The sequence below is a fragment of the Fretibacterium fastidiosum genome (assembly GCF_000210715.1).
GTDB classification, from domain to species: Bacteria; Synergistota; Synergistia; order Synergistales; family Aminobacteriaceae; genus Fretibacterium; species Fretibacterium fastidiosum.
Genome location: NC_021038.1, coordinates 1,090,113 through 1,106,923, shown reverse-complemented (window position 1 = coordinate 1,106,923; position 16,811 = coordinate 1,090,113). Strand labels below are relative to the sequence as shown.

Sequence of the window (16,811 nt, the reverse complement as noted above, 5' to 3'; positions counted from 1 at the left end):
GGAGCATATCCGTATCCGGGATTCTCTTCCCCTGCTCCCAGCGACGCACAGTATCTACAGACACGCCAAGCGCTTCTGCTAGCTGAGTTTGAATCCAATCCTTTCGTTTCCGTGCCATAACAATACGTTTTGAAATCATGCCATTCAGCAATAAGCAAATCAAGAAGCAAAACGGCGACCTTAAAATGCCGAACGGCTTTAATACCCATTTACAATGCTGAATAGCGTGTTATCATTCTCTTATAGGCTTTTCGTGACAATGAAGGGCAGGGAAATCCATCACGATATAGTCGCCCTCTTTCCCGATCAATAGCTCCTCGCTCAATGTATGAAACACCAATTTTTCTTTATCCGTTTCATAATAATGGAACAAAACGTATGATGCTGCAAGCGTCGCATGACCGCACAGTTTCACCTCGCCTCCCGGCGTAAACCATCTAAGCTCATAGCCATCATTTGTCTTTACGGTAAATGCTGTCTCAGAAAAATTATTTTCTTTTGCGATGTTTATCATTAACTTGTCTGATGGCCATGTATCCAATACACATATGGCAGCTTGATTTCCATGGAATATCTGTTCTGTAAAAGCATCAACTATATATTGTTTCATTTTTCTGTACCCTCTTACAAATTTCGATTTATCACTCTGTTGCTTGATCTGATTATATCATTCTATTCTCTGTTTTTCTACCTGTTTCCCCTCTTTATTGGGCCTTGACTTGAGGGTCACGATAGTACATATTATTAAGAGTTGAGTTTTCGTGATCGTCACTGATACGGCGCCGGCAACTCAGGTGCAGGGACGATTCAAAGACTATTGCGGCGGGCTGGATCGAACGAACAAGGCCTTTGTCCCTCACCTGACGCAGCAGCCCGCGAGGACGCGAAATATTTTGGAGGCCCGAATTTTATGGAAAAGATTCGTCTCGGTGAATTAAATAAGGCTTTACGCCAATGCGGCATAGGACTTGACCTCGACGAAATCGACAATACCCCCTGTTTCGGAGTGTATCATGTCCATGACTGGAATCATGGCTATGATGGCTTTTATGGAATAACGGTATATGAGGATGGAAGCTATACGAAGGGTACTGCAGGGTTTCATGGAACAAGACGACAGTTTTACAGGGATATGCAGGAAACGATCAACTTCCTGCTTGAATATTTCCGTTTCAAAAAGATTCAGGAGTTGATTATAGCGCCATGCTTCCAATACACGCAGTTTTCGTTCAATGCGGAACGTAACGATATTTACGAAGAAATTTATGCTTTTTTGCGAAAAAACAACGTCCGAAAAAACGAACGCTCCGGTGTAAAAATAAACCTCAAAGACGATATTGGGCCGCTGGAGATGACCGTAGAAGGAGCTTTCAGGGGCGTTTCGGAATTGTGTTTGTTTGCGCCAACTCATAAGATGCTTATCGCTCCGAACCACCATTTCGGTTTTACATTTTTTACTCAGCAAAAATCACTTGAAATGGAAGTCATCACTGAATTGTTGGGCGGCTATTTGAATTTGCTCTACCTCGAGGACCAGGAGAGCCAATGAGCTTGACGAGCGCAAACGGCGAAGAAGAGGGGCAGCCGGAGCCTGACCTTTCCTTGAAAAATTCTAAAGGGGATGGGAGGGGGCGAATTTTTTGCTTTACGGCACGCAGGCGTTCCGCAATGGACGGTCGTGCCCGAAGGGCTTGTGAGCTTTGGCCTGATGTGGCGAACCGCTCCCAAAAACACCTTGCGTGATGGGGTAGACTATACTCATGGCTTTTTGCAGGGCCACGGTCTGCCCCCTGATTGCGGGGTGGGAAGGGAGACGCGCAGGATGAATGAGACGGACGCACCGAAGGCGATTCAGGTCCGAGGCGCCAGGGTGCATAACCTGAAAAATATCGACGTGAACATACCGCTGAACCGAATCGTCGGGATCGCGGGCGTGTCCGGTTCCGGCAAGTCGTCGCTCGCGCTCGGCGTCTTGTACGCCGAGGGATCAAGGCGCTACCTGGAGGCGCTGTCCGCCTACACGCGCAGGCGCATGACGCAGGCGGCGAAGGCGGACGTCGACGAAGTGCTCTACGTGCCGGCTTCCCTTGCGCTGCACCAGAGGCTGGGCGTACCGGGCATTCGGTCCACCTTTGGAACGGGAACGGAGCTCTTGAACAGCGTCCGGCTGATGTATTCCCGGCTGGCGAACCACGTCTGTCCCAACGGACACCCTCAGGAGCCCACGCTTGCGGTCGCGGCGGAGCAGGAGCTGGTTTGCCCCGTCTGCGGCGCACGGTTCCACGCGCCGTCGGCCGAGGAGCTTTCCTTTAACGGTCAGGGGGCCTGCGAGCGCTGCGGGGGCACGGGCATGGTGCGGACGGTGGACGAGGCGACGCTTGTGCCGGACGAGTCCCTGACTATAGACGAGGGCGCAGTGGCCCCGTGGAACAGCCTGATGTGGTCCCTCATGACCGACGTCTGCCGGGCGATGGGAGTGCGCACGAATGTGCCGTTTAAAGATCTGTCGGGTAGGGAGAAGGACCTCGTCTATCACGGCCCCGCCGAGAAGCGGCACATCCTGTACAAGGCAAAGAACTCCAACGTGGCGGGCGAAATGGACTTCACATACTACAACGCCACCTATACGGTGGAGAACGCGCTCGCCAAGGTCAAGGACGAAAAGGGCATGAGGCGCGTGGAAAGGTTCCTCAAGGAGGAAATCTGTCCGGAATGCGGCGGCAGCAGACTGTCAGAAAGGGCGCGGCAGCCCAAATTGCGCGGAGTGTCCTTGGACGTGGTCTGCAGGATGCCCCTGTCGGAGCTCCTCCAGTGGGTTGAGGCCGTGCCGGGCTCCCTTCCGCGAGAAATGCAGCCCATGGCGAACAGCATCTGCGAGTCCTTCCGCACGGCGGCGCGACGGCTGATGGATTTGGGGCTCGCCTACTTGTCCCTTGACCGTGCGGCGTCCACGCTCTCCACGGGGGAACGTCAGAGGATGCAGCTTGCCCGTGCGGTGCGAAACCGGACGACGGGCGTGTTGTACGTGCTGGACGAGCCGTCCATCGGGCTGCATCCGGCCAATATCGCAGGGCTAAACGCCGTCATGCACGATCTTGTGGCGGACGGCAATTCCGTCCTGCTTGTCGATCACGACATGCAGGTCCTGAAGGAGGCCGATTGGCTCATCGAGATGGGGCCGCAGGCGGGCGCTGAGGGCGGCAGGGTCATCGCGGAGGGCACGATCGCGGACATAGAGAAGGACGCAGCCTCCCAGATCGGGGCGTTCCTTGCGGGGGGGCGGAGGGTTGAACGGGAACGCCCCCTCCGTCCCAACGGAACGTTTGCCGAAGGGACGATACGCCTTGTGACTTCCGCGATCCACACCGTCAAGCCGCTTCGGGTGGCCATTCCCAGGGGACGGCTGACCGTGGTGACGGGCGTGTCCGGGTCCGGCAAGACGACGATGGTGCTGGAGAGCCTCGTGCCCGCGCTGGAGGCCGTGAGGCAGGGGAAGAGGGCGCCCGAGCACGTCGTTGAGGTGGCGGCCGAATGCATCGAGCACGTCAAACTGATCGATGCAACGCCCATAGGCGTCAATGTCCGCTCTACGGTGGCGACCTACGCGAACGTCCACGATGAGCTGCGGAAGGCCTACGCGCGCACGCAGGACGCGAAGCGGCACGGCTATAAATCCGGGGACTTTTCGTACAACACGGGGAGCCTGCGGTGCCCCGTCTGCGATGGGACCGGCTCCATCAGTCTGGACGTGCAGTTCCTGCCGGACGTGGAGGTTCCGTGCCCGGATTGTCACGGGTCGAGGTATGCAAAGGCGGCCTGCCAGGTCAGGCACACGAATGGTGCTGGCGTTTCCCGTTCCCTGCCGGAGCTGATGGATATGGACGTGAGCGCCGCGCTTGAGTTCTGCAGGGAGATGAAAACCATCCGGTCAAAGCTGCGGGTGCTGCAGAGCCTCGGCCTTGGCTACCTCAGGCTGGGCGAAGATACGCCGGGCCTTTCCGGCGGCGAAGCCCAGAGGCTGAAACTGGCGAGCGAGATGGGAAGGGAGCAGGCCGATTCCGTGTTCGTCTTTGACGAGCCCACGATCGGGTTGCACCCGCTGGACGTGCAGACCCTGCTCAACGTGTTTCAGACGCTCATAAGGAACGGGGCGACCGTGGTCGTCATCGAACACGACCTCGACGTGATCCGCAACGCGGACCACGTCATCGACATGGGGCCGGGAGGCGGGGAAGCGGGCGGTACGATCGTGGCGACCGGCACGCCGCACGAGATCAGGGAGGACGCAAGGAGCGTGACCGGAAGGTACTTGTAGCCGCGGCGGCAGGGGCGCCCGAGGGCTTTTCCTAACGTGATGTCGATCGGCAGTGTGGCGAGCCGATGGCCGGAGGCCGTGGTCTGGAGTGGACTGGAGGCGCTTTCCATGGCCGGGAGGATGAAAATGGAATGGGCGGACGGGGTCGCCCGCAACATAGAACGGATCGGAGCGCTGTTCCCCGGCTGTGTAACGGAGGCGCGGGGCGCGGACGGCAGGCTCCGGGCGGCGATCGACTTCGAGCGGCTTCGTCAGGAGCTCTCCGACGAGGCGATCGCGAGGGACGAGGCCTATGCGTTCACGTGGGTGGGAAAGAGGGCGGCCATCGCCGAGGCGAATCGGCCCATCCGAAAGACGCTTCGCCCCTGCCCGGAGGACAGCGTGGATTGGGACGCGACGGAGAACCTCTACATCGAGGGGGACAACCTCGATGTGCTGAAGCTCCTGCAGGAGAGCTACTTCGGAAAGGTCAAGGTGATCTACATTGACCCTCCGTACAACACGGGGTCGGATCGCTTCGTCTACTCCGACACCTTCGCCGTCAGCGAGGAAGAATACCTGGAGCGAAGCGGCGCGAAGGGCGAGGATGGGACGGTCCTCTTCAGGGAAAACAACTTCGCCAACCCAAGGTTTCACTCGGACTGGCTCTCCATGATGTACCCCCGGCTCTTGTTGGCACGGAACCTGTTGAGCGACGACGGGGTGATCTTTATCTCGATCGACGAAAACGAGGTCAGCAACCTTCAGAAGCTCTGCAATGAGGCGTTCGGCGAGAGAAACTACGCGGCGACCTTCCTCTGGACCAGGACCAACACTCCGCCCGCGCTCTCCTGCAAGTGCCGAAAGACCGTGGAATACGTGCTGGCATACGAGAAGAGGCGAAGCGCGCTCAAGTACTTCGGCGCGCCCCTCGACGGCGGCGACGCCCCCCTCCTGAATGCCGGGAATCCCGAAAAGGCGCTCCGGTTTCCTTCGGGCAGTATTCACTTCCCCTTCCTCCGCGACGGGGTCATTCCCGCTGGCGAGAAGGGCAGGGTCTGGCTGCTGGACGAACTGCGCGTGGAGGACGGCGTGAACGCCAACGCGGTCCGCCTCGCCGGGGAGTTCAAGTGGGAGCAGAGGACTCTGGAGGCGGAGGTCAGGCGCGGGACCTGTTTCGTCGTCAAGTCCGACCGGTTCGCCATCCGCTTTCAGAGGCGGAATCTGGAGGACGCCTACAAGACGCCGACCAACCTTCTGAACGTCGAACTCAATCGGGAGGCCGCCGTAGGGACGAACGAGACGGCGCTTCGGGAGCTGGAGGAGCTGGGCCTTGGGAAATGCTTTGACTACGCGAAGCCGCTTTCCCTGGTTCAGGCGGTGGCCAGGATGGTCTGCGCTCAGGATAAGGAAGCCCTTGTGTTGGACTTCTTCTCCGGTTCCGGGACCACGGCGGACGCCATCATGAGGATGAACGCCGAGGACGGCGGGCGCAGGAGGTTTATCATGGTCCAGATTCCGGAGCGCACGGCCCCGGACACCGTCGCGTTCAAGATGGGGTTTAAGGACATTGCCGAGCTGGGCAGGGAGCGCATCCGTCGTTCCGGCGCGCGAATCGGGGCAAAGGAGCCGGACGGCGCGAGAAGGACGGACGTCGGGTTCCGCGTCCTTCGGCTGGACGAAAGCAACATGCGGGACGTCTACTACGCTGCCGGAGAGTATCGCCAGAGCCTGCTCCCCGCGCTCGCGTCCAACGTAAAGCCGGATCGCACGGACATGGACCTTCTCTTTGGCTGCCTGCTGGAGTGGGGGCTTCCACTCTCCATGCCGCACCACAGCGAGGAGGTGGAGGGCTGCAGGGTCCACACATGGAACGAGGGAGACCTGATCGCCTGCTTCGCCGAGGACGTGCCGGATTCCGTCGTCAGGGAGATCGCGAGGCGCAGGCCGCTTCGCGCCGTGTTCCGCGACGCGGGCTTCAGGGACAGCCCGTCCAGGATCAACGCCGTGGAGCTCTTTAAGGCGCTGGCGCCGAACACGAGGCTCAAGGTCCTCTGAGGGAGGGGCTGCGGTGAAACTTCGGTTCCGACGCCAGAAGTTCCAGGAGGACGCGGCCAGAGCGGTTGCGGACGTGTTCGCCGGGCAACCGTATCGGACGCCGGCGAACAGGACGGACAGGGTCGTGGGAGAGGCGCTGTTGCCGCGTCCGGCGGGCTGCGACGGGTGGAGCAACCCGCCCGTCGTCCCGGAGCTGACGGACGCGCGGGTCCTGGAGAACCTGCGGAGGGTGCAGCGCGCCAACCGGATCAAGCCGTCCGAGAAGCTGGAGGGGCGCTACAACCTGACGGTCGAGATGGAGACGGGAACCGGCAAGACCTACACCTACATCAAGACCCTCTATGAGCTGAACGGGCGGTACGGCTGGAGCAAGTTCATCGTCGTCGTCCCCAGCGTCGCGATCCGCGAGGGCGTCTACAAGTCCTTTCAAGTCATGCAGGACCATTTTGCGGAGGAGTACGGTCGGAAGGTTCGATACTTCATCTACGATTCCTCGCAGATGACGGAGATCGACCGGTTTGCGTCGGACCGCTCCATCGACGTCATGATCATCAACGCGCAGGCCTTCAATGCGAGAGGAAGGGACGCGCGGCGCATTCACATGAGGCTTGACGAGTTCCGATCGCGAAGGCCGATTGAGGTCATCGCCGGAACCCATCCGATCGTGATCATCGACGAACCGCAGTCCGTCGAGGGCAGGCGGACCAGGGAGGGGCTGAGGCAGTTCAACCCCCTGATGACCCTGCGCTACTCTGCGACCCATCGGCCCGACAGCCTCTACAACCTGGTCTATCGGCTGGACGCGATGGAGGCCTACAACGAGCGACTGGTGAAGAAGATCGCCGTCAAGGGCATCGTGGAGACGGGGGGCGCCGCGACGGAGGGCTACGTCTACCTTCAGGGCGTCAACCTGTCCAGGGCAGCCCCCACCGCAACGGTTCAGTTCGATTGCAGGGGGACGTCGGGGGTTCGGCAGGTCACGAGGACGGCGGGCGTCGGCTATGACCTCTACGAGCGCTCCGGCAGGCTGGAGGAGTATAGGGACGGCTTCGTCGTGAAGTCCGTCGACGGCCGGGACAACTCCGTGGAGTTCCTGAACGGCGTCAGGCTCTGCGCCGGAGAGGCGGTTGGCCGTCTGAACGAGGATCGGCTGCGCCGCATCCAGATCCGTGAGACGATCCTCTCTCACATCGAGCGGGAGCGGCGGCTGTTCCGCCGGGGCATCAAGGTGCTGTCCCTTTTCTTCATCGACGAGGTCGCGCACTACCGGGAGTACGACGCCGATGGGCGGCCTCAAAACGGCCTTTTTGCGCGGATGTTCGAGGATGAGTATCGGGACGTCGTCTCCGTGACGCGGGGCGGTCCGGGCGAGGAGGAGTACATGGAGTATTTGGGGGCGATCGCGCCGGACAGCACCCACGCCGGATACTTCTCCATCGACGGGAGGGGACGCATGACCAACGGCAGCCTGAGCGACAGGCGTGAATGCACCTCGGACGACATCGACGCCTACGACCTGATCATGAGGGACAAGGAGCGCCTTCTTGATGGTGACCCCAGGAGGTCGCCGGTGCGCTTCATCTTCTCCCACTCCGCCCTGCGCGAGGGTTGGGACAACCCCAACGTCTTTCAGATCTGCACGCTGAAGCGAAGCGGAAGCGAGGTCCGTAAGCGTCAGGAGGTGGGGCGTGGCCTGCGCCTCTGCGTCAACCAGGACGGGGAGCGCATGGACGCGGAGGCCCTCGGAGATGAGGTCCATGACGTCAACGTGCTCACGATCATCGCCAGCGAGAGCTACGACAGCTTTGCGAGAGGGCTGCAGGCAGAGCTTGCGGATGAGGCCGCGGGCGCGGCTGAGGCGGTCGTTGCGCCCCCTCGCTCCGTCTTGGACGTCCGTGTGCTGCAGCCGGAGGACGCCCGCAGCGCAGAACCGACCATGGGGCCGGAAAAGCATGCCAAGGCAGAGTTGCAGGCACAGTGGTCCGGCGTCGACGAGAAGCCGGTCTGCGCAGTGGACTTCGATGCCGATGCGCTGATCTGGAGGGCGGTCCGCGCGCTGAACGGGGGGCTGCGCCTCCCAAAGGCCCTCGTCCGCGTCGAGTCCGGCGTCCTGGGGACGATGGTGTCGAAGGAGGGCCTGTGGTCCGGAACCTCGTTCGCGAGGGAGGGGGTCGAGGTCTACGAGGCCTCTGGTGGGGCGGGAGCTCGGAACGTGAAGTACGACCTGATCGGCAGGCTGGTCGAGGCCACCGACCTCACCAGACGGGATGTCGTTACCGTCCTCACCGGAATTGCGGCGCCCGTCTTCGAGCAGTTCAAGGACGCCCCGGAGGAGTTCATCCTGAGGGCCGCATCCCTGATCAACGGCGAAAAGGCCACGATGACGGGCAGACGAGGCGCTGTCTGCGACGTGGCGGACGGCGCCTCGGGCGTTACCGGGGTAACGGATGTAGATTGAGCCGCATCGCAGCGGACGAAGGCACAACAAAAATATCCTCCGACGTGCTGAAAAACGATCCACTGCACGTTCACGTCAAGTTTGATGTCGCTTCGCCCAATCCGCGCTCCTTAGTACCTTGCTCCATAGCGCTGCCTTGCCAGGCTGGTGTGCTTTTTTATGAAGTCCCCCTTGGCTTCGGTGTAGCCGTCCCGATCGTGTTCAAACCGTCTCCACAGCGATAACTTCAACGCCTCGTAGGCCTTTGCGACGGCGGGGAATTCCCGCAGATAATCTCTGAAGTACAGCTCGTCGTTGTCCCCCCAAAGGCGAACGTGAAGGTGAAAGACCTTCTGAGCGAAGCCGCTGGGAGTGTACCCCTTGTTCATCGAGACCCGATGAGCGCTCCGGCTCATGCACAGCCAGTCCTTTTGGAGGAGCCGCTTTTCTACGTTGTTCAGGTCCTCCTCGCTCCCGACTTCAAGGAGGATGTCCACGATGTTTTTTGCCCAGATGTCGGGGACGGCCGTGCTCCCGACGTGGGAGAGCCGTTTGACCGTTTCGCGCGGGAGCAGCGCCGTGAGTGTGCTCTTTTCCTCGGCGTACCAATCGTCCCACTCCTCATGATGCCGGACGAGGAAGATGGGGAACAGCTGCCACAGCTCCTTCAGGCTCATTTCCTCTAATTTTCTGTCCATTTTTGCCTTCCCGTTTGTCCGTTGTCAAAAACTTGATTTAGAATTGGCTTCGTGAGTAACGCACGGTTACGATACGCACCTCTTGTTTCTCCTTATGCACACGATGATTTACCTCATCGCAGGGAAGCTACAGATAGGGATACACACTTAAAATAGCGAAGAACCCCTTAGCTTTAGTGCAATTTTAAATAAATCATGTCAATTAACGGTTGCCCATCTTCATATATAGGGTGGTCGTAATTGTCTATAAAAAAATTTTTAACGATATGCGATTTCTTAAAACCACATCTTTCATAGAAACGGAGGATCGTTGGGCAATTGCCTGTTCCAACGTATAACTCGCCGTTCAATTTCCTGTAGTAATCAGCGACAACAGAAATCAGTTTTTGTCCATATCCGTTGCGTTGATATTGGGGAACGGTTACAAGATTTTTAATTTCGTATACGCCGAGTTGTTCCTGTGTCACGATACAAATCGCCTTAATATCGTCATCATACAAGGCAAACATATCACCGCGGTATAAATATTTTTCTATCATACTTACTGACTCATCCGCGATGAGAAGCAAATCCATATACTTCGTTTTATCACCATCGATAATTTTTACAGATACCATGCACTATTACCCCTATTTTTGTAGACTTTATGTAGCCCATTATACCTTTTAAAATTTCAGCTTCGGATCGGTCTCCCTATTTTCATCTGCTGACGCCACTCTGGTGCCACGCCATCATTGGACCAATACTCTTCAACGAATGATATTTTCTCATCCCGATAGGTAAAAAAGCTAACGACATGAAATGCTGCCGATGAGTCCCGTGCAAAAACCCTTGTCACGGTGATGCACCCTGCGTCAGTGTTTTCAATGAGTTCAACTTCACCGTCCCACTCGCCTGGATAATCACAATTGACGCGTATAAACTCATCCGCCGAAAACTTTTCGTTTGTGCATGGCCAATGGATTTCAGCCTCAGGGCAAAAATATTTTTTTAGTTCTTCGCGGTTTTGTTTCAGAATGTCTTTCCAAAATAATTTAATATCCATGTTATTTCTCCCTTAGATTGGACCTTAGTCAAGCAAGAGGACAGAGGAAGCGATACTTCCCTTTCCCGTGTCCGGACACCGCCTCAATGATTCTGTGCTCCGCCATTTCGCGTAAGAGCGCTGAACTTCTTGTCGGCTTCAGTCCAAGTATTCTCTGAACATCCGACCTTCCAAATGCGTTCTGAGTGCCTAAATCCTCTCGTAATTTCTGAATATGAGAAGCGGTCTTGGCTGTGAATACATCTTCAATGCTCACTTTTTTTGTATCAATATTCGCTTTTTCGGAGTCAATGTTCGCTTTTTCCGGTTCTTTGAATTTGCCTCTGATGTGCAATGTCCGGTTATGAAGCGGATGGTTCTCGTTCAACAGGAGATTGCGGAGGAAAACCTCAAGGTACTCCGTCGTTTCGTGAATGCCGTTTTTCAGGTCATTGTAGTTTGCCCTGACCAGGGAATTCCGAAAATACCACGCGTTCTCGGCAAAAATGTCGTTAGTCACGTCAAAGCCCAGCGTGCGCAGATATTTGATGAAGAATACGGCCGTCGTTCTGGTGTTGCCCTCGCCAAACACATGGATCTGCCACAATCCGGATACGAATACCGCGAGGTGGTGGATGATCTCATCCATCGAGAGATTTTTATAGGAAAACTTCTTCTCCTCCGAGAAATCATAGTCGAGCGTCGCACGCAGCTCCGTGGCGCTGCCATAAAGCACGGTCGCACCATCGAGCACCCATTCTTTCTTCGTCATGTTGTAATCCCGAATGCGCCCGGCATGAGAATAAATGCCGGAAAACAGCTTCCTGTGAATGGAAAGATACTCGTTCGGCGTAAAGCTGAAGGCACGTTCGGAAAGAAGCGCGGCGATCCGTGCGGACACCTTGTCGGCCTCCTCGGTGCGGTCTGACGCGTCACGGGGGGGATTTTTCTCATAGTAGGCCTGCAAAAGCGCATTTGCCTCTTCAAAGGAAATCTCGCCTTCGATATTCCGAACGGCAGTATGCACCAGATATTCTGATGTTTTCAGTCCGTCGACTGCCTGCAGGCCAATAGCAGTATGCCACGCATAGCGCTTGTCCCGCTTTTCCGGTTCGGATTCTTTGATATATTCTCTAAACGGATCTTGGTTCACTCCACATCACCTCGCTGTCACTTTTTGTCCCCACAAGAAATCGAGTACTTTTGCAGGTGTCATCCCTTATTATAACGGCACGATTACGTCGTACAATCTGGTCCTCGTTATTCTGTGTGGGTAAAGAACGATTCAGTCAAATTCAGCTGTCTGGCGACGGGGTAAATCATATCGATAAAGGTCTGGTTGTTTCGATACCCCGTACCACGATTGGGCTCCTCAAGAACCGCATTGTTACCTGAGAGGTAACCCATTGCAGTATCCCTTCCCGAGGAGGAAGTGCTGAGCCTGCTGAGACGTTACGAGTCCTTTGAGAATATCTTTGAAGGGGCCTGTTCAGGAGTGGCCTCTTCATCAAAACGTTGCCCGACGCTCCAGCCAGAACCCCAACGACAGAGAGGACAATCGCTCCATTCCTTTCTATTAACGGTTATTCTGATTCTATTTCTTTGAGTGTCTTGCCATTTTTATCTTTCCAGTGGGCGGGGCCGCTCATGCTATAGCCCGTCACAAAAATCGCTGCGGATGATGAGCTTGAAAAAAGTATATCTTCCGTTGTTACAAGGTCTGAGCTGACATGACCGGCATCAAAGTGTTTCTGGCGAAGTTTTGCCATCCCTTTTGACAGTGATTTATCGGAGCTCTTAGCATTGATCTTTGCTCCAGCAAGGACAACGAAGCCTTCTGCTGTAACAGCCCCCACGGCATCTGTTTTTCCTGTTTTAAGGTAGAGGAATTTCTCTTCTTCCCCATCGCCGGAATGCCCCTGTCGTAGTGGCTCTAAGACCTTATATCCAAGCGTGTTAATAAGAACCTTAATATTTTCCAGGAATTCTTCCATTGCCGCGATCTGAGACTCTTTCAGAACGGTATTCTTATAGGTGTTTTTTGTAAGAATATCATAACGATTGCTTGCCAGTGCAAGCTCAACGAGTCTATTCTCTAAATAGCGGATCAGAGCCTTATTCAGATCACGACCAACAAAGATGAGTGCCGTGTTCCAATAATACTTTTCTTGTTCTGTCGTAGCATCTCGAAGATGCTGTAGCAAGCGTTCCTTTACATTTTCAGCCTCTCCGATGTAGACAGAATCTTTGTTGTTCTCATCGTCTTTACAGAATAAGAAATAAACGCCTGGCTCTTGTATATCTTTGCGCATGCAATCAGCTACCTCAATTCGAGGTATCTTTACTGCCTTACCGTTCCAGTTGGACAATTCCGCAGTGACAATACTTTCCGCTGTCCCATTAACGAGGAACAATTCTATTGATCGTCCATGCACAGTGATATTCCCCTTTGCTTGAGTTGATCAGAAGGATGCCTGTTGCCAGGAGTTCTTTTGATTTCTTAATGACGCCGCTTCGTCTGGCCATTTTGTTTTTAGATTTATCATCTTATTCACAACCATTCACAACAGCAGGGGATAAACGGAGCCTGTTCAAGCTTTAGCGATACATGACTTCAGCTGACCTGATTCCTTGTCAATCAGTTTATGTTACGAATAGGAATTGTCAGTATGCAATATGTTCTCAAGCACAAAGCCTTTGTTTGAGCTGAATACGCTCATTGCCGTACCAAAAAGCAAACGATATTGCTCTGTAGGCAAGGCGATGCGCGTTAATGAGGTGTCTCACATATCATTGCCCCTTTCCATCAATAAATCTTAAATATTGCTTATACTTGTGCAGCATCATGTTCTTGGAGTACTGCTCCATGTAGTCGTAGTCGGGCTCACCATCATTGTTGACAGGGAGCATTACCTTAGTTTTTGTCAATCTTCTCCCCGTCCAACTATGGCCATGAGAAAAAATGGCTTTGTTTGAGGAAAGGCATCGCGCAATAAATAGACCATTATATAAATTCTGATGTTTTGAATATCCAACTGATGTTTTTCCTGACATTCCAACAAAAGGCATTGGTACATAATGTGCAAGTCCTGCTGCGCCATCTCCCAGCTGTACGAAAACCATGCCATTTCCCTTAGAGGCCCATTCGTTATTTGCCACCTTGGAACAAATTTGACACCCGATTATAGATTTTGCTGCTGCAATATACGGCAACCCTTCACCGTCAACTAGACCGGACGTTGTTTTTCCTTTGGTAGGCTCAATAGTGGGGAACAACGAATCAACGCTAAACGCCTCCCACTCCTTCTCCTCAAGAGAAGGAATCTCAACGTAATCGCCCAACTCGTCATCGTCCCTTCCCTTCGTGTCCTCGAACAGGTACTCGCGGTTCTGCATGACCATAGAAAACTCAAACGTCAGATAATCACCGATAGTCTTCTCAAAGTCGGCATCGGTTGGAATCTCATCATTGAAATAGTAAAACGAGTGAAGCCACTCATCCGATGCTTCAACGGTCGTTTTGACACAGAACTTTGAAGGAGCCTCAATGCGTCCATTCCATACATCTAGAAGATGCTGTTTCTTATCCTTTGCAGAATCTCCCTCGACTAAACCGACATGCGCCCTTGTCTCGAAACCGTCATTTCTGAAGTCGATAAACTTGCATACCTTGTCCTCAGGATGTGGCTCGTGTGCCGTAAACAACGCGATAACAGGATTCGTACCAACGCCATAGAAGGTCTCGGTATTGCAAGTGATCACACCCTCAAGGGTGTGATTCTTCAAGATAGACTCCTTGAATACTTTTTCCTCGGCACTCTTTCCCGTCATTGAAGACTGAGGAACAATAACAGCCGCCCGCCCTCCCTCTGTCAGGGAGTCCAGCAAATGCTCTACGAACGAAAGCTCGTACTGGGACGGGTCAGCCTTCGTACCCTGCGAGTACGGTGGATTCATAAGACCAATTGTCGCACCCTTCATCTGCACCTGAGCGGGATTCTTCTTCAGGAAGTCTGTGCATTCGAGGTTGCTGTTCCCGTCATGGCGCAGGATCATGTTCGCTGCCGCGACAGCAAACATATTGCTCTGGAGCTCAAAACCGTGAAGCTGTTTTTTCTTGATGTCCTTCCTCTGGGCATCGCTGTCAGACATGGACAGCATCTTGTGCATGGCCGAGATCAGAAAACCTGCCGTCCCGCAAGTAGGGTCTAGGACGACATCATTCACCTGTACATCGACCAGATCGCACATCAGGTCGGTGATGTGGCGCGGGGTCAATATGATGCCAAGCGTCTGCCCGTCTCCACCGGAATAACTCATGAACTCGCCGTAAAAGCGACCGATGAAGTCTTCAGAGGTTTTTTGATATTTGATGTTCCGAAACACGCGGTCATACAGAAACTTCGTGTAGAACTTCAACGGCGTCTTGCCGAGAACGTCGTTGACTTCGTTCAGCCTGAAGCTGGTATTCAAGATGCTAAACTCCGATAGGAGTTTGTCCTTCTTCGCATCTGGCCCCACGTTCGAACGTGTCAGCCTCGTGTTGATGGCTTTCATCAGCTTATCGCCGTCGTGGTTCTTATCCACCTGACTGCCCGTCAAGTTGTCGATTTTGAACTCTTCATGTTTTACCTCGTCCAACGCAAGCAAGATTCCGGCCACGACGAGGGGCTTGTCCTGGTCTTTCAATGTGCCGTACGTGCGCAGGTACTCGTGCAGCTCCGCCGCGTCCTTGAGAATCTGCTCCGTCGTCTTCTCGACGTCCGTCGCCTCCTCCAGCACATAACGTGTATAATACTCGCCGATGTTACTTGGAGAGAACCATACGAAAGATTCAATGTCGGGCAACTGCTTGTATCCTTCGCGGTCATCCACATACAGAGGTGTTATGACGTGATGCTTCTCGTCGCCAGAGACACCGAGCGCGAACACCTTCTTAAAAGAACTATTCTGTGCAATGTGCTTACCGTAAAAATATGCGCCGTTTACGGCATATTCTGTAATCGACTTCGTATCCGTGTCAATAATCTTCTTGTCGGTCAATTTCAGCTGTTTGTCTGTATCGGCCTTGTCCTCAATAACAAGAACGAAATCGCCAATCACGGCTACATACTCAGGATAACCGACATTGCCTGTACCGCGTTTCGATGCCGTCTTCAGGGCTTCGTTAATTTCTTTGATATTGCTTCCTTGTGCATCAAAGTTGATACCGCACTCATCCAGCTGCTTAGCAACCCATAAATCCGTTCTGACTTCCTTCTTTGCCATCCATTGCCACCTCGTATCTCCAGTTGTCAATTTTGGGACCACTATACGGCTTTTGCCCCTTTTTCTTCGATTCCCTCCTCTGGGTTTACAATACAAAATGCGACAGCAAAGGGTGAGCGGAGTCTATTCAAATCTTAGTCCTTATCCCGCGCCATCAGGACAACCGTCTCCACGTGAGCCGTCTGAGGGAACATGTCGAAGGCGCGGATGGTTTGAAGCCGGTAGCCGTGTCCGGCCAGGATTTTGCAATCGCGGGCCAGCGTTGCGGGGTTGCAGGACACGTAGACCACCCGCGGCGCCCCAAAGCGGGCCACGGCCTCCAGCACCGGTCGGGCGCAGCCGTCGCGCGGCGGGTCCATCACCACGGCCCCGTACCCTCCGTGAAGCTCCTCCACCACGTCCTCCGCTCGGCCGCAGAGCGTCCGGACGTTCAGGCCGTTGGCCTTCAGGTTGCGCTCCGCCATCTGCACGGCGCTGCGCCATTCCTCCACGCTGGTGACGGCGCCGCGCTCCGTCAGGTAGCAGGTCATGGACCCGACGCCGCTGTAGAGCTCCAGGAGCTCCTTTGCGTCCTCCGCCTGCTGGACGGCGTAGCGAAAGAGGCGCTCCGCCTGTCCCGTGTTCACCTGAAAGAAGGAGGTGGTGTCGAAGGCCAGGGTCCATGGACCCAGCTTCTCCGCAATGCGGCCGTCCCCCGACAGGGCCTCCGTGTGGGGCCCCAGGATGACGTTGCCGGGGCGCGAGTTGTGGTTCAGCGTCAGCGTCGTGGGGCGGGCTCTGGCTCCCAGGGCGGCCAGAGCCTTGATGCCTCGCGCGGCGAGGCGTCCGTTCAGGACGAAGGACAGGAGGGTCTGGCCCGTGTTGAGCCCCGCGCGCATCACGATGTGGCGCAGCTTGCCCTCCTGCGTCCGCTCGTCGTAGCCGTCGAAGGGCAGGTCCTTCAGGCCGCCCAGCACGGTGCGGTAAAGGGCGTTCAGGGGCGCGGCGTTGACGGGGCACTCCTGCAGCCGCTCCAGTCGGTGGGTGCCCGCG

The 16,811-nt window shown here is 55.3% G+C and carries 13 protein-coding genes; 4 read left to right on the top strand and 9 right to left on the bottom strand.

The window, feature by feature from the left end:
- Together SY1_RS12770 and SY1_RS05010 are read right to left on the bottom strand one after the other, a co-directional pair.
- The coding region (locus SY1_RS12770; protein WP_423868985.1) for a helix-turn-helix domain-containing protein at positions 1-118 on the bottom strand (118 nt) is incomplete at its 3' end.
- 114 nt (positions 119-232) lie between these two features.
- On the bottom strand, positions 233-610 hold the full coding sequence (locus SY1_RS05010) for a PhzF family phenazine biosynthesis protein (protein WP_208872921.1): 378 nt from the start codon (positions 608-610) through the stop codon (positions 233-235).
- A 300-nt stretch (positions 611-910) separates the two neighbouring features.
- Between SY1_RS05010 and SY1_RS05005 the strand changes: the two genes are divergently transcribed.
- The 4 genes from SY1_RS05005 to SY1_RS04990 all read left to right on the top strand — a co-directional run bounded on the left by SY1_RS05005 (position 911) and on the right by SY1_RS04990 (position 8,810).
- Positions 911-1,549, top strand: coding sequence for a hypothetical protein (locus SY1_RS05005; RefSeq protein WP_015556382.1), 639 nt, complete (start codon positions 911-913; stop codon positions 1,547-1,549).
- A gap of 273 nt (positions 1,550-1,822) precedes the next feature.
- Positions 1,823-4,315: an excinuclease ABC subunit UvrA gene (locus SY1_RS05000; protein ID WP_015556381.1), complete on the top strand. Its 2,493-nt coding sequence runs from the start codon at positions 1,823-1,825 to the stop codon at positions 4,313-4,315.
- Positions 4,316-4,354: 39 nt separating this feature from the next.
- Positions 4,355-6,352, top strand: coding sequence for a site-specific DNA-methyltransferase (locus tag SY1_RS04995; protein WP_208872919.1), 1,998 nt, complete (start codon positions 4,355-4,357; stop codon positions 6,350-6,352).
- A gap of 13 nt (positions 6,353-6,365) precedes the next feature.
- Positions 6,366-8,810 carry a DEAD/DEAH box helicase family protein gene (locus SY1_RS04990; protein ID WP_208872917.1) on the top strand — a complete coding sequence of 815 codons (2,445 nt, stop codon included), beginning with the start codon at positions 6,366-6,368 and terminating at the stop codon, positions 8,808-8,810.
- 110 nt (positions 8,811-8,920) lie between these two features.
- Here the strand turns inward: SY1_RS04990 and SY1_RS04985 are convergent, their stop codons facing one another.
- The 7 genes from SY1_RS04985 to rlmD form a co-directional block, all read right to left on the bottom strand.
- Positions 8,921-9,487 carry a GrpB family protein gene (locus tag SY1_RS04985; protein WP_208872915.1) on the bottom strand — a complete coding sequence of 189 codons (567 nt, stop codon included), beginning with the start codon at positions 9,485-9,487 and terminating at the stop codon, positions 8,921-8,923.
- A gap of 173 nt (positions 9,488-9,660) precedes the next feature.
- On the bottom strand, positions 9,661-10,104 hold the full coding sequence (locus tag SY1_RS04980; protein WP_015556378.1) for a GNAT family N-acetyltransferase: 444 nt from the start codon (positions 10,102-10,104) through the stop codon (positions 9,661-9,663).
- Between the two features lie 56 nt (positions 10,105-10,160).
- Entirely contained in the window at positions 10,161-10,532 is a 372-nt protein-coding gene (locus SY1_RS04975) for a nuclear transport factor 2 family protein (RefSeq protein WP_208872907.1), read from the bottom strand.
- Positions 10,533-10,560: 28 nt separating this feature from the next.
- The gene (locus SY1_RS04970; protein ID WP_208872905.1) at positions 10,561-11,664 is read right to left on the bottom strand and encodes a Fic family protein; all 1,104 of its coding nucleotides are present in this window, start codon (positions 11,662-11,664) and stop codon (positions 10,561-10,563) included.
- 430 nt (positions 11,665-12,094) lie between these two features.
- Complete coding sequence (locus SY1_RS04965; RefSeq protein WP_208872903.1) at positions 12,095-12,925, bottom strand: GIY-YIG nuclease family protein; 831 nt, start codon at positions 12,923-12,925, stop codon at positions 12,095-12,097.
- Between the two features lie 376 nt (positions 12,926-13,301).
- Positions 13,302-15,779 carry an HsdM family class I SAM-dependent methyltransferase gene (locus SY1_RS04960; RefSeq protein ID WP_015556375.1) on the bottom strand — a complete coding sequence of 826 codons (2,478 nt, stop codon included), beginning with the start codon at positions 15,777-15,779 and terminating at the stop codon, positions 13,302-13,304.
- A gap of 134 nt (positions 15,780-15,913) precedes the next feature.
- Positions 15,914-16,811, bottom strand: an 898-nt coding sequence (rlmD, locus tag SY1_RS04955) for a 23S rRNA (uracil(1939)-C(5))-methyltransferase RlmD (RefSeq protein ID WP_208872901.1), incomplete at its 5' end; no start/stop codon positions are given.

Excerpts from the sequence above, each read along its gene's own strand:
- SY1_RS05010 (WP_208872921.1), bottom strand. The coding sequence starts at position 610 with ATGAAACAATATATAGTTGATGCTTTTACAGAACAGATATTCCATGGA.
- SY1_RS04975 (WP_208872907.1), bottom strand. The coding sequence starts at position 10,532 with ATGGATATTAAATTATTTTGGAAAGACATTCTGAAACAAAACCGCGAA.
- SY1_RS04980 (WP_015556378.1), bottom strand. The coding sequence starts at position 10,104 with ATGGTATCTGTAAAAATTATCGATGGTGATAAAACGAAGTATATGGAT.
- SY1_RS04995 (WP_208872919.1), top strand. The coding sequence starts at position 4,355 with ATGTCGATCGGCAGTGTGGCGAGCCGATGGCCGGAGGCCGTGGTCTGG.
- SY1_RS05000 (WP_015556381.1), top strand. The coding sequence starts at position 1,823 with ATGAATGAGACGGACGCACCGAAGGCGATTCAGGTCCGAGGCGCCAGG.
- SY1_RS05005 (WP_015556382.1), top strand. The coding sequence starts at position 911 with ATGGAAAAGATTCGTCTCGGTGAATTAAATAAGGCTTTACGCCAATGC.
- SY1_RS04960 (WP_015556375.1), bottom strand. The coding sequence starts at position 15,779 with ATGGCAAAGAAGGAAGTCAGAACGGATTTATGGGTTGCTAAGCAGCTG.
- SY1_RS04985 (WP_208872915.1), bottom strand. The coding sequence starts at position 9,487 with ATGGACAGAAAATTAGAGGAAATGAGCCTGAAGGAGCTGTGGCAGCTG.